The organism is Psychrobacter sp. JB385, assembly GCF_900163785.1.
GTDB lineage: Bacteria > Pseudomonadota > Gammaproteobacteria > Pseudomonadales > Moraxellaceae > Psychrobacter.
Genome location: NZ_FUKN01000005.1, coordinates 99539 through 117310 on the forward strand (window position 1 = coordinate 99539; position 17772 = coordinate 117310).

Annotated in this window: 14 protein-coding genes; 8 read left to right on the forward strand and 6 right to left on the reverse strand. The window is 43.3% G+C overall.

The window, feature by feature from the left end:
* Positions 1-105: 105 nt before the first annotated feature.
* Positions 106-1572, reverse strand: a complete 1467-nt coding sequence (locus CZ794_RS02585) for an NAD-dependent succinate-semialdehyde dehydrogenase (RefSeq protein WP_087040077.1) — start codon at positions 1570-1572, stop codon at positions 106-108.
* A gap of 248 nt (positions 1573-1820) precedes the next feature.
* On the opposite strand from CZ794_RS02585, the gene CZ794_RS02590 reads away from it, so the two are divergent.
* Complete coding sequence (locus CZ794_RS02590; protein ID WP_087040078.1) at positions 1821-2591, forward strand: IclR family transcriptional regulator; 771 nt, start codon at positions 1821-1823, stop codon at positions 2589-2591.
* A 79-nt stretch (positions 2592-2670) separates the two neighbouring features.
* Here CZ794_RS02590 and CZ794_RS02595 read toward each other — a convergent pair whose 3' ends face one another.
* The gene (locus tag CZ794_RS02595) at positions 2671-3996 is read right to left on the reverse strand and encodes a CaiB/BaiF CoA-transferase family protein (protein WP_087040079.1); all 1326 of its coding nucleotides are present in this window, start codon (positions 3994-3996) and stop codon (positions 2671-2673) included.
* A gap of 164 nt (positions 3997-4160) precedes the next feature.
* Positions 4161-5345: an acyl-CoA dehydrogenase gene (locus tag CZ794_RS02600; protein ID WP_087040080.1), complete on the reverse strand. Its 1185-nt coding sequence runs from the start codon at positions 5343-5345 to the stop codon at positions 4161-4163.
* Positions 5346-5521: 176 nt separating this feature from the next.
* On the opposite strand from CZ794_RS02600, the gene CZ794_RS02605 reads away from it, so the two are divergent.
* Positions 5522-6349, forward strand: coding sequence for an IclR family transcriptional regulator (locus tag CZ794_RS02605; RefSeq protein WP_087040081.1), 828 nt, complete (start codon positions 5522-5524; stop codon positions 6347-6349).
* Between the two features lie 182 nt (positions 6350-6531).
* Here the strand turns inward: CZ794_RS02605 and CZ794_RS02610 are convergent, their stop codons facing one another.
* From CZ794_RS02610 to rtcR, 3 genes are all read right to left on the reverse strand, one after another.
* Positions 6532-7401, reverse strand: a complete 870-nt coding sequence (locus tag CZ794_RS02610; RefSeq protein WP_087040082.1) for a hypothetical protein — start codon at positions 7399-7401, stop codon at positions 6532-6534.
* Between the two features lie 25 nt (positions 7402-7426).
* Positions 7427-8134 carry a hypothetical protein gene (locus tag CZ794_RS02615; RefSeq protein ID WP_087040083.1) on the reverse strand — a complete coding sequence of 236 codons (708 nt, stop codon included), beginning with the start codon at positions 8132-8134 and terminating at the stop codon, positions 7427-7429.
* A gap of 468 nt (positions 8135-8602) precedes the next feature.
* Complete coding sequence (gene rtcR, locus CZ794_RS02620) at positions 8603-10339, reverse strand: RNA repair transcriptional activator RtcR (RefSeq protein ID WP_373407883.1); 1737 nt, start codon at positions 10337-10339, stop codon at positions 8603-8605.
* Between the two features lie 247 nt (positions 10340-10586).
* Here rtcR and CZ794_RS02625 point away from each other — a divergent pair, with 247 nt between their 5' ends.
* The 6 genes from CZ794_RS02625 (at position 10587) to CZ794_RS02650 (ending at position 17750) form a co-directional block, all read left to right on the forward strand.
* Complete coding sequence (locus CZ794_RS02625) at positions 10587-11819, forward strand: RtcB family protein (RefSeq protein ID WP_087040084.1); 1233 nt, start codon at positions 10587-10589, stop codon at positions 11817-11819.
* Between the two features lie 17 nt (positions 11820-11836).
* Complete coding sequence (locus CZ794_RS02630; RefSeq protein WP_087040085.1) at positions 11837-12307, forward strand: hypothetical protein; 471 nt, start codon at positions 11837-11839, stop codon at positions 12305-12307.
* Between the two features lie 286 nt (positions 12308-12593).
* The gene (locus tag CZ794_RS02635; RefSeq protein ID WP_143515695.1) at positions 12594-13718 is read left to right on the forward strand and encodes a hypothetical protein; all 1125 of its coding nucleotides are present in this window, start codon (positions 12594-12596) and stop codon (positions 13716-13718) included.
* A gap of 74 nt (positions 13719-13792) precedes the next feature.
* Positions 13793-14251 carry a DIP1984 family protein gene (locus CZ794_RS02640; protein WP_087040087.1) on the forward strand — a complete coding sequence of 153 codons (459 nt, stop codon included), beginning with the start codon at positions 13793-13795 and terminating at the stop codon, positions 14249-14251.
* Positions 14252-14628: 377 nt separating this feature from the next.
* Entirely contained in the window at positions 14629-15747 is a 1119-nt protein-coding gene (rtcA, locus tag CZ794_RS02645) for an RNA 3'-terminal phosphate cyclase (protein ID WP_087040088.1), read from the forward strand.
* 194 nt (positions 15748-15941) lie between these two features.
* Positions 15942-17750, forward strand: coding sequence for an FMN-binding glutamate synthase family protein (locus CZ794_RS02650; RefSeq protein ID WP_087040089.1), 1809 nt, complete (start codon positions 15942-15944; stop codon positions 17748-17750).
* The last annotated feature ends 22 nt before the right edge of the window (positions 17751-17772 follow it).

Sequence of the window (17772 nt, forward strand, 5' to 3'; positions counted from 1 at the left end):
ATCCTTTTCTTTATCTTTGGTATAAACAATCTCAGTTAGATAAACTAAAACCTGAGGACTCAAGATTGCATCATAAAATGAGTGGTAAAACGTTTAGGCAAATCATTAGCTGACGTCAGAACACCAGTATTTGATAACCACATAGTCTTCAATGCCGTACTTTGAACCTTCACGGCCAAAGCCTGACTGCTTCACGCCACCAAATGGCGCAACTTCTGTAGAGATAAGGCCTGTGTTATGACCAACGATACCGTACTCAAGACCTTCGGTCACACGCCACGAGCGTGCATAGCCACCACTATAGAAGTAAGCGGCCAAGCCATAGATGGTGTCATTGGCAGCACGAATGACTTCTTCTTCATCTTTAAAAGTAAAGATAGTCGCGATAGGGCCAAAGATTTCCTCAGAGGCAATGTCCATCTCGCTCTTGATATCAGTGATGACTGTAGGATTGTAGGTCAGCTCTGACGCTTCGTTTACGCTACCGCCTGTGACCAACGTTGCGCCTTTATCTAGCGCGTCTTTAAGCAGCGCTTGTACTTTATTTAGCGCTTTTTTATTGATCAATGGGCCAATATCCACGCCTTCTTCCATGCCATTACCGACATTCAGCTCGGCTACTTTTTTGACAAATATGTCTAAAAAAGCGTCTTTGATACTGTCTTGCACATAGACACGGTTGGCACAAACACAAGTTTGACCCGCATTGCGATATTTAGAAGCGATCAAACCTTCAGCTGCTTTTTCGAGATCAGCATCATCAAAAACGATGAATGGCGCATTGCCGCCAAGCTCTAATGAAAGCTTTTTGATGGTTGGTGCACACTGAGCCATCAAGGTACGACCGACTTCAGTAGATCCTGTGAACGACAGCTTATGAATACGCGCATCACCTGTTAAGATATCGCCAATAGTAGAAGATTTACCAGTTACAACTTGGATCACGCCTGCTGGAATACCTGCTTGCTCGGCCAATGCCCCTAATGCTAAAGCAGAGAATGGCGTTTCGGTTGCAGGTTTGACAATAATGGTACAACCAGCTGCTAATGCGGGAGCGACTTTACGAGTGATCATCGCGGCTGGGAAGTTCCAAGGCGTAATCGCGGCGCAAACGCCAATTGGCTGCTTTAAAATAACGTGGCGCAGTTGTGATTTATTGGCAGGAATGACATCGCCATAAACACGCTTGCCTTCTTCGGCAAACCAGCGAATAAAGCTGTTGGCATAGCCAACTTCGCCACGAGACTCGGTTAAAGGCTTGCCTTGTTCGGCGGTCATGATGATGGCGAGGTCTTCTTTATTGGCATCAATGAGGTCTGCCCATTTCTGCATGAGTTCTGCACGCTCTTGTGCTGTCTTGGCAGCCCAAACACTTTGCACGTCATGAGCATAAGCAACCGATTCATTGACATCTTCAGTCGTGAGGCTTGGCACAGTACCAATAACATCACCGTTAAAAGGGTTGGTTACGTCGATGGTGGCTTGGTCGCTTGCGCCATGCCAACTGTCTTTAATGAAACACTGCTGTTTCAGTAGTGCTGGGTTTGATAGCTGTAGCGTATGCTGTGACATATAAACGCTCCTTGTAATTGGGAATAACAGATTTATCAAAATAAAAGCATAGCGATAAATAAAAATTTAGATATAAAATACGGGTTGATAACACTTTATATGTTCAATATACTGAACACTAATTCTATATACGAGACATTATTATAGGAATGATAGTCAGTTATTTGCAACCCCTAAAATCATTTCTATGAATATTTATCTTATTAATTTGTTATCTTATTAATTTTACTCACTTTTATGGGTTATTTATGAGCGTCACTTCCGTTCCTGCACTAGACAAGACTTTCCAGATTCTAGATTTGATTACTGATAGCCTTCAACCTTTAACGGCTGCCCATATCTCTAAAGAATTGGATCTTCCTCGTAGCTCAACGCATAATATTTTGCAGAGCTTGCTGGCCAAGCATGTGATCTACAAGGATACCGAGAACCGTTTTCATTTGGGGTCTTATCTGATGTATTGGGCGGGCAAGTACGAACAGCAGCAAGGCGTCATACAGTTATTCAAAGAACTTATCGTGCAGTACCCTACCCTCCTACAGCATACTGTGACGCTGTCTAAGCTGGACTTGGGAGAAGTGGTATTTTTGGCGTGTCATGAAGCGCCTGCCCCGCTTGGATTTACTTTTCGCGCTGGTGTCCGCGTACCTGCCGTGTTTTCTTCAACAGGTAAAGCGATGCTTTCAACGCTATCTATGGAAAACATAAAATCCATGTACGCGACAGGCTTTCCTACGCCTATGACACCGCGCGGTGTGAAAAACTTTACTGATTTAGAAGCGGAATTAGCGGATATTCAAAACAGCCGAATATCTCTCGATGATGGACAGTTGCGCGAGGGAATGTATTGTTTAGGCACGTATATTCGTAACGCTTCGGGTAATGTTATTGCCGGTATGGCAGTCAGTTTTTTGCAAGGAGAGTACGAGCTAAAACGAGCGGAAGTCAGTGCGGTATTGATTGAGCTGGCCAAACAAATGGAGCAGCGTTTGGGGTTTTGCTCTAATGAGGCGAAGTGATGTGATAGCCTCTCACTATATGGGTCGTGTCGCTCATGACCCATATAGTGATGTCAAAGGTAAATTGATTTTGAGAAACCTAAACAATACCATCCGCTTTTAGCTTAGCAATCGTCTCGCTGTCATAACCTAAATCCGCAAGTGTGCTATCAGTATGCTCACTAAGACGCGGTGGCGGTATACGATAAGAGACTGGCGATGCGGACAATTTAATGGGGCTACCAAGCGCTTTTACGGGACTATCAAATGCTGCAAAATCAATAATCATTTCACGCGCCTGCGCTTGCGGCATCGCCAATGCTTCAGCGACATTGTGTATCGCTCCGCATGGAACGCCCGCTTGATCCAAAACGGCCAACCAATGTGCACGCGGCTTTTCGGCAAATCGTTTGGCAAGTGCGTCGCATAACACATCTCGATGAGCCACGCGATCGGGATTGGTTATAAAACGGCTGTCTGTGTACCAATCAACACCAAGCACATCGCAAAGCCTAGCAAACTGACTGTCATTGCCGCAAGCTAAGACAAAATGCGCCTCCTTGTCGGCTGCAAAGACTTGATAAGGAACGATACTCGGATGTTGATTGCCAAGTCTTGGTGGTATCTTGCCCGATGCCAAATGATTCATACCCACATTGGCTAGCATTGCCAGCGCACTGTCTAATAACGCCACATCTACCTGCTGCCCAAGCCCTGTATTTTGGCGAGCCAATAATGCCGCTTGAATACCAATCGTTAGCTGCAAGCCTGCAAATAAATCAACGACGGCCACACCAACTTTGTGTGGCTCCCCGTCACTAGGGCCTGTGATACTCATCAATCCTGACAGACCTTGAATAATATAATCATAGCCGGGTCGCGCCGCATCTGGCCCTGTCTGCCCAAATCCTGTCAAAGACGCATAAATCAAACGCGGGTTGGCTTGCTTGAGACTGTCATAATCCAAGCCGTATTTTTTCAAACCACCCACTTTAAAGTTCTCTACCACAATATCACTCTCAGCGATGAGCTGTTTGATGATGGTTTGCCCTGCTGGCGCGGTGATATCTACAGTCAGTGATTTTTTATTGCGATTGATGGTGGCGTAATAAGCAGAGGTATCATCACTAAAGGTTGGTGGTGCCCAGTGCCGCGTTTCGTCCCCTATCTTGGGACGCTCAACCTTGATGACGTCTGCGCCCAAATCTGCAAGTATTTGGGTACAAGAAGGGCCCGCCAGTACTCTTGATAAGTCGAGCACTTTGATACCATGCAACGCGCCTTTTGGTACGTCACCGCTTTCACTGGTACTGTCATTAATATCTGCATTGATATTTGCATTAATATCTTCATTGGTATTGCCGTCGGGTTTGACGATAGGATCAGTGCTTTTAGACGAGAATGGCGTGGATATGGCGACAGTCATAATAATCCCTTATTTTTTAACGTATTCTTTGGTGCTTTAACATGCAATGATTATGGATAATCACTAAAAAACGTACGTTACTGTCTATAAATACTATTTGGTGAATCAGACAGTGACGTACGCTATAAGATAAAACTGTACTAACAGTGATTACCTAGACGAGATTAATAAAATGCCTGAATGCCAGTTTGTGCACGACCTAGGATCAGCGCATGAATATCGTGCGTACCTTCATAAGTATTAACAGCTTCTAGATTCATCACATGGCGAATGATATGGAATTCATCAGAGATACCATTACCACCATGCATATCGCGGGCGATACGAGCGATATCAAGCGCTTTACCGCAGTTATTACGCTTAATGAGTGAAATCATCTCAGGTGCCGCATTGTGCTCATCCATCAAGCGACCAACACGCAGCGCCGCTTGTAGACCCAAAGCAATCTCAGTCTGCATGTTGGCAAGCTTCAATTGCACCAGCTGCGTTGCTGCTAGCGGACGACCAAACTGTTTGCGATCTAGCGTGTACTGACGAGCAGCTTTCCAACAAAATTCTGCAGCGCCCATTGAGCCCCAAGCGATACCATAACGGGCTTTATTCAAGCAGCCAAACGGCCCTTTTAGACCACGGATATCTGGGAAAGCATTGGCTTCAGGGACGAATACTTTGTCCATGACAATCTCACCAGTGACCGAGGCGCGTAGTGAGAACTTACCTTCAATCTTCGGTGCAGATAGCCCTTTCATACCTTTTTCTAAGACAAAACCACGAATCTCGCCAGCATCGTCTTTTGCCCATACCACAAACACATCCGCGATAGGACTGTTGGTGATCCACATTTTGTTACCTGTCAGCTCATAGCCGCCGTCAACCGCACGCGCACGCGTCGACATCGATGAAGGGTCTGATCCTGAATCTGGCTCTGTCAAACCAAAGCAACCGACATATTCACCTGTGGCAAGTTTTGGTAAGTATTTCTCCTTTTGCTCTTCTGTGCCGTATGCCCAAATAGGATGCATCACAAGGCTTGACTGCACGCTCATCGCTGAGCGGTAACCTGAGTCCACTGCTTCAACTTCTTTGGCAATCAGACCATAAGCCACACTCGATAGACCAGCACAACCATAACCCTCAATCGTCACGCCAAGCAAACCCATTTCACCCATTTGGCGCATGATATTACGATCAAAGTGTTCGTTACGATTGGCTTCCACGATATTTGGCATCAGCTCTTTTTGAAAAAACTGACGAGCGCTGTCAGTGACCATACGCTCTTCTTCTGTCAACTGATCACGCAATAAAAAAGGATCTTCCCAATCAAAACGTGGGCTGGTCGATGTTGCCATGTGTCTCTCCTTGATATCAGTCTTCCTGACTGACGAGTAATGATTAATGAGCCGTTTAACTTAACAAGTCATTGACTTCGTGATTCCGCTATGCGAAACTTAGTTTCACAATATAATTCTATTTAAGCAAAGTTTCACTGTGCTGTAAACCTTTATCAAAGAAATATGAGTATAAAATGACAAACTCTCTATCGAATATCCCACCATTACTCGATCGAATGGATAGCGCTCTTTACCAAAACAAAGAAGACAATGACCGACAATTTGTGACAGCGCTGGGTCGCGGGTTGATGTTATTGACGGCTTTTGAGCATCAGGAGTTGCTTAGTCATCAGCAATTATGCCAAATGACCAAACTACCCAAAGCGACCATCACGCGACTTATCCATACCCTTACCATACTTGGATTTTTACGCATTACAGAGCATGGGCATTACCAGCTGGGTAGTAGTGCGATGAGACTCAGCGCAACTGCTTGGAGCCGTCATGATATGGTTGCCGCAGCAGAACCATTGCTACGCCAGTTTGCCCGCGAAAATGAAGTATCGGTGAATTTGGCCACAGAGACGGGAGGAGAAATGCGCTATCATGCCTGCTGTCGTAGTCCCGCGCGGCTCTCAGTCAACTTACAAGTTGGCTCAGCAGTGCCTGTAGCGTACACCGCGATTGGACGCGCTTTTTATGCAGCAAGCTCATCAGCCAGACAAGACATCATTCTAAAAAACATACGAGATAATGTGTCTGAAGCAGCGTACGCCCCTGCAAGAGCCGCTTTGGATCAAGCTGTAGAACACTATAGTAAATATGGGTATACGGTCTCTGATGGGGAGTTTTCTACTGATATATTGGCCGTCGCCGTCGGGGTGTTTGATGTCGCCACTGGACAATATGTTTATTCATTAAATGCCAGTGTGCCAAGTGCTAACTGGGATATGGATGAGTATGCGTCTATGATTGTGCCTAAATTACAGGCGTTGGCGAATCGGATTGGGAGTGGGGTTTAGCGGTTGGCTAGGTCGATTGACCCGTCAAAGTATGTACGTTTCAGCCTATGATCAGATTAATATTTTGTTGACATAAGCTTAAATGAAGAAGTTTTCACTAGAAAAAATAATAATCCGTTTTGATCTTGAGTCTTGATTGTAAAAATAAAGTCAGCGCATATCGGTAGTTTGATAGTTTATTATCATTCCAAAAAGCGCTGGTCATTCTCTCGATACCATGCCCATGCTTTATCCAACTCTTCTTGTGGACAGTTAAAGTTATCTGCATATTTTTGATAGAGTAGGATTTGATAATATGAAAAATCAAAAAATCGGTATAAAACACCTGTGTCTATATAGTCTTGATAACACCATCCTTTATTGTAATAGTCCGTCATAAACACTGGGTCTTCAGTCATTCGACTGGCAAACTTGTCTCGGTACGCATCCTTATTTTCTTCACTGAAAAAGCTATAAAAATCCTCTCTATGACTGGTAAGATTAACATAGAGTACTTTTAATGGATCAAAATGCTTAAAGATTATAGGGTATAGCGGGAAACCTATATCGCTTGTTTCTTCTTCGTCATAGTCTAAAGCATTCATAATTCTTTTAGAGGTTTCATACATGACGCTGATAACCAACAGCCTACCCTGTAAAAAAGAGTTTAACAGTCCAATCTTAAAAACGTTATCTACGCCTTCATCTTTAGGATCAGTGATGGTTATCGCTTGATAGGCATAAATATCACCTTCGTCAGGAAAAACATCAAGCTCAATGTCCTCTTTATTGGGTAAGTAAATATTATGATAGTTATACTCATTGAATGGGTAACTTGGACCGCTGTTGCCCAAAAAAAATGCCTCACAGAACATCCTAAGCGTCCCCGATATATAAGTAAAATTCTCATCTATAACAAGTTTATCTTGTAAAGATTTCGGCAACGATTCTTTGTCAATTTGACTGGCACGGATGTTAAACCCTCGATCAATAAAGTATTCAATAAATGGGGCTAAGCTGTATTCTTTATCACCATCAAGCTTAGCAACTATTTCAATAGGGTCATCACTCATACTAAACTCAAAAAATTATAATATATTATCTCGAAACTTGCGCCAAAACCTCATTCCAATGCCCTTTTAACGGCTGTTTTTCAACATATAACCATCTGATAATCGCCAGTTGCAAACGTACATAATTTGGATTCATCGTTATAGGAAATCTATTTTCTTCTTTCTGGCGATCAGTTTTCCAATATGGAGAGCGAATAACATCAAATACCTCGTCAAACATTGCATTAATCTCAGCACCTACCTCTGCGCCAGACTGCTGCTCAATCAATAGTTTATTGAGCTGCTTTGTCCAATTATATAAGTTTTCAGTGTATCGAAATGACTTTCTAACGCTAAGGTGCGCTTTTGCGTCTTTTAATTGCCCTGCTATCATAAGATGCCAAACGCTAGATAAATACTTACTTTCATTAACACCCTCCCAAAGCCTGCCCTTGTATGTTTTTAAATAATTTAATAATGCCTTACTGAAACATGCTAACTCATCCATATCTATACCTTCATTATCCAATAGCGATTCAAGCAAGAGCTTATCGATTGATATACTTGAATGATACAATTCTGTGTATAGATCCTCACCATTCCAGCGTTCAGTCTCACTTTGGGGTAAAGCCAATATAGTATTAGCGATATCTAAAGAAACTTGCAGATAAGCAGTAGATACTTGTTCATCAAATTTAGTAAATATTAAGTATATAGCTTCTTCAAGATAATGCCTGACAGAGAAGCTTGGCATAGTCGTTGATGATATCTCCTCAACTACAAATGTTTTACTAAAAGATTTTTTTCTTTGTAATAAAAATTAGATTCAGGAATTATTCTAGTTCTTAACTCTTTTTCCCATTCGTTAAATCTATTGTCATGAGAGAATTTCTTCACCCCGACTTTCTTTAAAAAGCTAAACATACTTTTTCCTTTTTAATCATATCTTTAAATTTAAGGCAAAATCTCTGGCAGCTCTATTATTCACTTAATTGACATACCCATTGTATTATTTGTCACACCAATTTTAGATGTTGATAGCTTTGTCCTAGAGCTTACATAGAGTTCAATTTCAAACAAGTGAAAACCAACATTACTTGGTTTAGAGCCTGTATCTTTACCAATTTTTGTCGTAGTAATGCCAGCTATTTTTTGATGTTTATGGTCTTTAAGATTAATCGTTTCAGTTGCTAAATTGACAGGGATTTTTTCTTACTACGCTTTAATCAATACTTGATTCTTGATCCAACTCATCAAATCTCAGCCCAAACTTCATCAAATATTTACGCAGTCTATCGCTATCATTCGGGCTTTTTAGCTTATCGCGTGAGTTGGCATACAGATAACGCCCTGCCGCTGCTTGGTTTTTGTGCTGGAGACAAACTTCAATGACGTAAGCCAATTGCACGGCGTCAAATGGGTCAATGTCCGTTAAGGTTTGCTCATCGAGATAAATACTGAGTAGTGCCCAACTTGCTTGCTCGATGAATTGATTATTGAACGCTAAGTCAGATTTTTTATTACTTAGGCTATTTATAATTTCGTTATTAACGTGGTTTGTGACACTTAAACTATTGGATAAGCCCCAAAGATGTGTTAAGCGTTCAATCTCCGCTTGCACGTCATCTACCCGTATCACTTTGCTCTCAGCCAACGTGGTCAAACGAGTCATACTAGCAGTCAAATCACGAAAGTTTCCTTGCCATGTGGCATCTGCACTCGTAGCAAAAGTTTCATAAAGCGCTCTTGCTTCAGACGTAAATCGATACTGCTGCTGTTGCTCGCTGCCCAAACGCGCCAATTCATAATCGATATTGGCTGGCAAATCTTCCAACCTGTCCTTTAATGACGGTAAAAAAAATGTCCATGTGTTGAGTCGTGCAAACAAGTCCGCGCGAAATGTCCCATCAGCAACTGCTTGACGCAAGTCCTTATTCGTCCCCGCCATCAGTTGAAACGACACGCTAATCGGCGTATCACTACCGAGCGGATAAAAACGCTGCTCCTCTAATGCAGTCAGTAGCATCGCTTGCTCGTCCAGTCCCAACTCACCGATTTCATCTAAAAATAACAAACCACCATCGGCGGACTTCAACAGCCCTTCCCGACTCGATGCCGCACCTGTGAACGCACCTTTCACATGACCGAATAACACACTCATTGCCGTATCACCGCGCAAGGTCGCGCAGTTGACTTCGATGAATTTATCAAGCGTGTACTTATTTTGCGCTGTACTGCTCGCCTTGGCTTTTTTTAGCGCATAAATTTGACCTGCCAGCTGCGACTTGCCTGCGCCTGTTGCACCCATCAGCAATATGGGTGCCGTCGAGTGCGTGGCGACTTTTTCAATATCAGATATTAATTGTTGATAAGCGGCATTTTGGGTGACCAAATTGGCTTGCAAGGTTTGCCAATGCTGCTGTTTTTCGGCCTCAAAACGTTCGCGCAGTTCATCATAACGAGAGACATCCAAGTCAATCACTTGATAGCGCCCTTGTGGATCGGTTTGGTCGGGTCTTGGACAAGGCGACGTCTGAATCAGATCCGCTGGGATAAAACCCGCTTCTACCAATAGGAACCAGCAAATCTGCGCCACGTGCGTGCCCGTGGTCAGATGCAGCAAATAGTCCGTACTATCTTGAAAATCAAACGCTGTTACAAAGTCATACAACTCAGCATAAACCTCGGCAAAATCCCACGGACTCGATAGCGCCACGTGATGACCAATGATTTGAGTCTGCGGACTGACTTGCGCTACGTCATCGACGATGATCTTAAATAAGCGCTTATCACGTGTGCTATATAAGATATGCAGCTCATCGACAAGCAACTCATCGTGTAGCCCAAGACTTACAGTTGGACGCCAGCGTTGCCAACGGGTTTCGCTAAAACCATTATCTAAGGTGGTGCCGAGAAAGCCGATAACGGCTGTTTTGTTTGGTTGCTGGTTAGTCATCATAGTTATTCATTTGGATTTAATGGTTGATTAATAATATATTAAATTCTATTTTTATATAATTTTTTCTATGAATTATTTTTTAAAATTTTTTATGTATAATTCTGAAAAAATAATTAAATCATAAATATCAAATACTTATGAACATAAAAATGATAAATTCACAAACTGGCACGCTCTTCGCATTATATAAGTATAAGAAAATAAATTATTTTATGAAGCAAATATTTTAAATAGTAAGGAATTACTCATGCAACCAACGACCCACAATATTATTCAAGACGGTGGTACACCGATCAGACTTTGGACAAAGGGCGTGCCTGTCGATCCAAAAGCGCACGACCAGCTGATCAAAGCCTCAAAAATGCCGTTTATTTATAAGTGGCTCGCTGTGATGCCTGATGTCCATGTCGGTATCGGCGCGACCATCGGTACGGTGCTGCCGACCAAGGAAGCGATTATCCCAGCGGCAGTCGGTGTCGATATTGGCTGCGGTATGATGGCAGTGCAAACGACGCTGACCACTGACGACTTGCCTGATAATTTGCGCGGTCTGCGTACAGAGCTGGAAAAAGCCATTCCACACGGTCGCAGCAAGATACGCGGTCGCGGGTCGCGTCGTGATGTCGGCGCATGGACCAATCCTGATAATTCGGTCAAGGATGGCTGGGGTACATTGGTAGACGACTTTAACTACATTACCCAAAAGCATCCTAAGCTTAAAAATACCAATAACTTGACGCATTTGGGGACGCTTGGCACGGGTAACCATTTTGTAGAAGTGTGCTTGGACGAGACCAATCAGGTGTGGATCATGCTGCATTCAGGTTCGCGCGGCGTAGGCAATGCCATCGGTCGCTACTTTATCGAGCTGGCGCGTGAGGACATGCGCAAATGGTTTATTAATCTGCCTGATAAGGATTTGGCCTACTTTGCCGAAGGGACTGAACACTTTGATGACTACTGGTTTGCCGTGGGCTGGGCGCAGCGTTTTGCCTTTAAAAACCGCGAAATCATGATGGAAAAAGCCATCAAAGCACTGCGTCAAGTTGTGACAAAACCTTTTGATGCAGCCGTAAAAGCGGTCAACTGCCACCACAACTACGTAGCAAAAGAAGAGCACTACGGCGAGGAAGTCTTTGTCACACGTAAAGGCGCGGTGCGGGCGCGCGTTGGTGAATACGGTATCATTCCAGGGTCAATGGGCGCAAAATCCTTTATCGTGCGCGGTAAAGGCAATGAAGAATCGTTTTGCTCTTGCTCGCATGGTGCAGGTCGTGTGATGTCACGTACCGAGGCGAAAAAAGTCTTTACTACCGCCGATCAAATCGCCCAAACCGAAGGCGTAGAATGTCGTAAAGATGCAGACGTGATTGACGAAATCCCAGCGGCGTACAAAAACATTGAAGACGTGATGAGTGCGCAAAGCGACTTGGTGGAAGTGGTACATACCTTGCGGCAGGTGGTGTGTGTGAAGGGGTGAGTTATAGAAGGACAATCATGAAAAACAAATACGAAAAAATGACGACTCCACTACTTCATCCTCGTAAAGAAGAGTATCTATGCGCAGAATATTACGACTTGTATTGGGGACTGGCATGCGCTGAGTTTAAGTTTACACAAGGCACTGATACCTACTTCTTTTATAGTTTATCGATTTCTGTAGAACACATATTACTATTTTTGCTTTATCTAGACTTACCAAATCCGTGTCCGACTGTAAAACGTTTTGAGCAATTTTATACCAATTTTGATGAAGCATTTGACGACTGGTATGAAATTGAAAACAAGCCATTATTTGTTGAAAACTTAAAACAAGTAACAGTAGAAAATTACATTAATCTCAGAAGACAAAGAACTGAATTTAATGATAGAGATATACAGATTTTTGAAATCATGGATTTAGCTAAAAGCTTAGTATGGCTAGTTGAAGATAGTACTGACAATTCATTACTTCTGCGCTACGACTAATAAAAAGGATAAAAACATGTACTATGAACTGGAAAGCGTTAATAAAAGGTCTAGGAGACCTTTTTAGGCTCATAAAAGCCAAGTGGTGCTTGGCTGATAAAAAATATGGGCATGTTGGCAGACAGGTGAGCGAGGATTAGCAAGTGTCTGGGAGACAGTTGCCCGAGTGCAAGACGAAGCATAAGCGAAGTTGCCACCGCACAAAACTTATTGTTATTTGCGGTCTAGGTAAAACTAGGTGCAGTAGGAAATCATAACTGGGTTTGATAGTAAGGTTAGAAGTGCTTTGCTGGCTCTGAAAACGGTTCACCCATTGCATCAGGCCAATATCATTCTCGGCTGTTCGACTAAAAACGGCAGTTATTGCATTGATGCGGGTTCGACTCCCGCCATGTTCACCATATTTAAAGTTATAAAGAGAATAAAAAAAATGAAAACTATCACGAAGGATATCCAGCCATATAGCAAACTACCTGAAGGCGAGTTTATTAGCTTATCTAGAGATTACGCGGGTCAATTATTGATATTGATGTCTATCAACTCGACAGATAACCGTGAAGACCTCAACAATACTAACTCTTTCAAAAAAACGCTAAATCGACAACAGACATATCAGATCTTTCAGACAATAGACGATAGTAGTGCATTATCACTATGTGCAGAGGTTACAGCAGAAGTTGATTTTCATAACGTGCAACGCTTTACCAATGGTGATCTTTTACTGGTCAATAGACTCTCTCAATATAGAAATGAAAATGACTATGATAAAAATGGCTATATCTATACTGTTGATGGTAGATTAAAGCAACAGCTTCTACTGGGTGACGGTGTTGCAGATGTTCAAACCACAGAACATGATATCATTTGGGTCAGTTATTTTTACCAAGGCACATTGGGTCGCTACAGTTCCCACTGGTATGACCTTTTAGGATCAACAGGATTGGTTGCATGGAATACTGATGGTGAAAAAGTATATGAGTTTGAACCTTCGGATGGTTTATATGCTATAGAAGACTGTTATGCATTAAATGTAGTATTTGATACTGCTACTTATGCTTACTACTTTTACAATGATGATAACGACTGCGGCGAGTTTGACTTAGTACAGATTCAAAACCAAAAAATTACCAATTATTGGCATGTGCCTGTTTCTGGCAGTAGTGCTTTTATGGTTGATGGTAATAATGCCGTGTTTGACGGTGGTTATGAGCATAGAATGCTATTTTATGTGGTTGAATTACAGAAAGCACATCAAGCGCGAATTATTCAAAAAGTCATTTTTCAATATGACGGAGAGAACATACTGAAGATGGGAGAAGGCTTTTCTTATCCATGGGCACGTGGTGACAGCTTTGTAGTGATTAAAAATAGGTACTTATTTGTAATACCGTTTGCTGAGTTTTTCAGCTAATTACTTCAGTTTAAATTTTAAAAATAGATATTACTATCGACATATATCAGCATCAACAATTATAAGGAACAACAATGAAACTCGCAGAAGCCCTACTTATCCGTAGCGACATGCAAAAAAAGCTGGCACAAATCAAAGGACGTATTCGCAGCAATGTAAAAGTCCAAGAAGGCGATACGCCAAACGAAGACCCAAATGCCCTAATGGTCGATGCCAGCCAAATCATTACCGAGCTGAGCATGTTGATTGAGCGTATTCATCGCACTAATGCCGTCGCTCAGACCAATGACGGTCAATCGATGCTGACGTTACTAATCGAACGTGATACGTTAGAGATGCGTCATAAGCTGTTGATAGAGGCGATTGAAGCCACCGATACCGAGGTTGATCGTTATAGCCCTCGCGAGATTAAGTGGCATGTCATGGTCTCAGTCGCAGGTCTGCAAAAGCAAGCTGATGATATCGCCATGAAACTTCGCAAGATTAACCTTGTCATTCAAGCCAATAACTGGCAGATTGACCTTGTTGAATAACAATGTCGCGCAATAAATATTGGACCAATAATACCAAATTCTCTGCGAGCTTAGTATAAGTCAGCAGACTCCCCTTTTGGAACCGACTGGGCGAGTGTCAGACCCCAAACCGCCACAGCAGGGGGTTGAAAACATACTGTAGTGGCTGCTACGCGTTGCGGGCAAACGCATTTTTCACAACTTATGCCCCGTACTCGTCACTTGGCACAATGCACCATTTAGACCTTACCACCAGACACTGACAGTCGGTTTCAATCTTATTATTCATGCTTCTCGTAATTCACGGGCGGCATTTTATTATGCTCTCGTTAAGTCTATTGTGCTCACGTATGAAGCGTCTTGAGACAATAGTTATATAAGCAATTAAGAAAACCATCATGCCAACCATTACAAAAACCCAAACTCTAAAAATCGACGGTAGCACAGGCGAAGGCGGCGGACAAATCATCCGCAGCGCGCTGTCGTTATCGATGCTCACTGGTACGCCAATTGAGATCATCAATATCCGCGCAGGACGCGCCAAACCTGGATTGATGCGACAGCATTTAGTTTGTGTACAAGCCTCGCAAGCCATATCGGATGCAATAGTAACGGGCGCACAGTTGGGCAGTACGTCATTTAATTTCACGCCTAATACCATTCAATCAGGCGATTATATCTTTGATATTGGTTCGGCAGGGAGTACCAGTCTGGTACTACAAACGCTATTGCCTGCCCTGCTTTTTGCTAATACGAGTGTAGTTTCACCATCCACCGTTACTATTAAAGGCGGTACACACAATCCCCTTGCACCAACCACAGATTTTTTAAATCAAGCATTTGTTCCAGCTCTTGCTAAGCTTGGCATGCATGTGAATATTGAACGACAAAAAGTAGGGTTTGCGCCCATCGGTGGCGGTTTCATTAAGGCGACCATTACGCCTTTTTTATGCCGTGCTAATACGCCATCATTTACACTTATCGAACGTGTCGATTTGGTTAACATCGCCTTGGTCGCAAGCGTGCTCAATTTGGATTACGACATTTGCAAACGTGAGCTTGCCAGCGCACAAGCGTCATTGATCGAATCAGGCATCGATGAGACACTGATAACCACTCATAGTCATAAGTTGCAAGGCATGGGCGAAGGCAATACCTGTTATGCGCAGGTGACCCATCAAGTTGGTGAGCCGTCAGCTCAACCTTATCACCAAGAACAGTATCACCAAGAAGTGTTTACCTTGCTCGGTGAAAAGCGCAGCTCAGCAGAAAATATGGGCAATCGCCTAGCAGGCTTGGTTAAGCGCTATTTGTTGAGTACTAATGCACTCGTTGATGAATACTTAACGGATCAGCTTCTCTTACCTTTAGCTTTGTCTGGTGGCGGTAAATTTAGCGCCCGTATGATTAGTGCTCACACCATGACTCAAGCATGGCTGATTGAGCAATTTTTACCTGTTGAGATTCAATTTGACGTAGTAGATGACGATAAGACATTGGTCAAAGTCATCGCTTAAACACTGTCAGGCTTAAAGTCGGCATTAGCACACTGTTACTCAATTACTGCGATACGGTGATATCATGTGTGTATGATATAAGCGATAAATTTAAGTCCCTTATACGCGTTCGGTGATAGGAATAGCGCTTTTTTACGTCTATCTTTATATTATCTCCGTTTTTTACTATTTACGTATTGTTGTTGAGTATTATCATGCCTGAGTCTCGTACCAATCTGAACCCTGAACCCAAAACCAGCTCTCCTTATTGGGTCGGTTTATTACTGCGCTATAGCACTTTTGGCGCGGCAATTTTTCTTCTACTAGCTGGTCTTTTACTGACCAATTGGTGGCTGATTGTGATTGGTGGGTTTGGGGTGGCACTAGGCATTTATGACTTGGTTCAATCCAAGCATTCTGTTTTAACCAATTATCCCGTTGCTGGTCATATTCGTTATGTTTTGGAGGATTTTCGCCCTGAGATTCGCCAATATTTATTAGAAGACGATAAAGAACAAGTACCGTTTTCGCGCCAGCAACGCGCGCTTGTCTATCAACGTGCTAAGAATGTCAGCGACACCAATGCTTTTGGTACGCTAGACAATTTATACACGCATGGTAAAGAGTGGTTTTTGCAATCAGCTGTCAGCCAGCCTCTAGAAAACAAGGACTTTCGTATCATGGTTGGCGGTGAGCGTTGTCAGCAGCCACATGATATGTCAGTCTTTAATATCTCAGCGATGAGCTTTGGCAGCTTGTCAGGTAACGCCATTATGGCGCTCAATCAAGGCGCGAAAATTGGTGGATTCACCCATGATACTGGCGAAGGTGCCATCAGTCCCTATCATCGCAAGTTTGGCGGTGATTTGATTTGGGAGCTGGGTACAGGATATTTTGGTTGCCGTGACGACAATGGTAACTTTGACCCAAAATCCTTTGCCGAAAAAGCAGCTGATCCACAAGTCAAGATGATCGAAATCAAGATGTCACAAGGTGCCAAACCGGGTAAAGGTGGTGTACTACCTTCTAGTAAAATCACTCAAGAGATTGCAGATACTCGTCAAGTACCACTCGGACAAGACTGTATTTCGCCTTCTTCGCACACGGCCTTTAGCACCCCGCGTGAGCTTGTCGCCTTTTGGCAGCAGTTACGTGACTTGTCGGGCGGTAAGCCAGTTGGCTTTAAGCTATGTGTGGGTCAACCTTGGCAGTTCATGGCGATTGTCAAAGCCATGATAGAAACGGACAACTACCCTGACTTTATCGTTATTGATGGCGCAGAAGGCGGTACTGGCGCAGCCCCCGTTGAGTTTATGGATAATGTCGGCATGCCTATGGTTGAAGGGTTTTTGCTCGTTCACAATACGTTAGTTGGTGCTGGCATACGTGACAAAATCAAACTTGGCGTGAGCGGTAAAATCGTCTCTGGCTTTGATATCGCTCGTATGATTGCGCTGGGCGCAGACTGGTGTAACTCCGCGCGCGGCTTTATGTTCGCAGTGGGCTGTATTCAGTCGCGCTCTTGTCATACCAATACCTGCCCAACAGGCGTTGCCACTCAAGATCCGTATCGCCAAAAGGCGCTCGATGTACCAAGTAAAGCTGAGCGTGTTGCAAGTTTTCATAAAAACACGCTAAAATCGCTTGCCAGTATCGTCGGCGCAGTCGGTCTACAGCATCCAAGCCAGTTGCAGCCTTATCATATCGCCCGCCGTTTGGATGATGGACAGATCAAGCTATTATCAAAGTATTTTTATTTTACCGACAAAGACGCCCTACTCGACCATAGCGCGCGTGCAGATGTCTTCAACCAAATGTGGGTCATGGCAAGTCCTGATAGCTTCTTAGCCAATAATGATGCGCTCATTGCTTACAATAAAGACTCACGAGACAAGGGTAAAGAAACCAGTGCACCGACAGAGCGAAGCATTGCCACTGGTAACTTCGAAAATATCGTCGATGGTGGCAGACTGATTGGCAATGTCAATAATACCTTTCGAGAGTATCCACCCAGTCAGGACTAAACAATGATGGCAAAACAGTGAT

Coding starts and splice junctions, on each gene's coding strand:
- CZ794_RS02585 (WP_087040077.1), bottom strand. CDS start 1,572: ATGTCACAGCATACGCTACAGCTATCAAACCCAGCACTACTGAAACAG.
- CZ794_RS02590 (WP_087040078.1), top strand. CDS start 1,821: ATGAGCGTCACTTCCGTTCCTGCACTAGACAAGACTTTCCAGATTCTA.
- CZ794_RS02595 (WP_087040079.1), bottom strand. CDS start 3,996: ATGACTGTCGCCATATCCACGCCATTCTCGTCTAAAAGCACTGATCCT.
- CZ794_RS02600 (WP_087040080.1), bottom strand. CDS start 5,345: ATGGCAACATCGACCAGCCCACGTTTTGATTGGGAAGATCCTTTTTTA.
- CZ794_RS02605 (WP_087040081.1), top strand. CDS start 5,522: ATGACAAACTCTCTATCGAATATCCCACCATTACTCGATCGAATGGAT.
- CZ794_RS02610 (WP_087040082.1), bottom strand. CDS start 7,401: ATGAGTGATGACCCTATTGAAATAGTTGCTAAGCTTGATGGTGATAAA.
- CZ794_RS02615 (WP_087040083.1), bottom strand. CDS start 8,134: ATGCCAAGCTTCTCTGTCAGGCATTATCTTGAAGAAGCTATATACTTA.
- rtcR (WP_373407883.1), bottom strand. CDS start 10,339: ATGATGACTAACCAGCAACCAAACAAAACAGCCGTTATCGGCTTTCTC.
- CZ794_RS02625 (WP_087040084.1), top strand. CDS start 10,587: ATGCAACCAACGACCCACAATATTATTCAAGACGGTGGTACACCGATC.
- CZ794_RS02630 (WP_087040085.1), top strand. CDS start 11,837: ATGAAAAACAAATACGAAAAAATGACGACTCCACTACTTCATCCTCGT.
- CZ794_RS02640 (WP_087040087.1), top strand. CDS start 13,793: ATGAAACTCGCAGAAGCCCTACTTATCCGTAGCGACATGCAAAAAAAG.
- rtcA (WP_087040088.1), top strand. CDS start 14,629: ATGCCAACCATTACAAAAACCCAAACTCTAAAAATCGACGGTAGCACA.
- CZ794_RS02650 (WP_087040089.1), top strand. CDS start 15,942: ATGCCTGAGTCTCGTACCAATCTGAACCCTGAACCCAAAACCAGCTCT.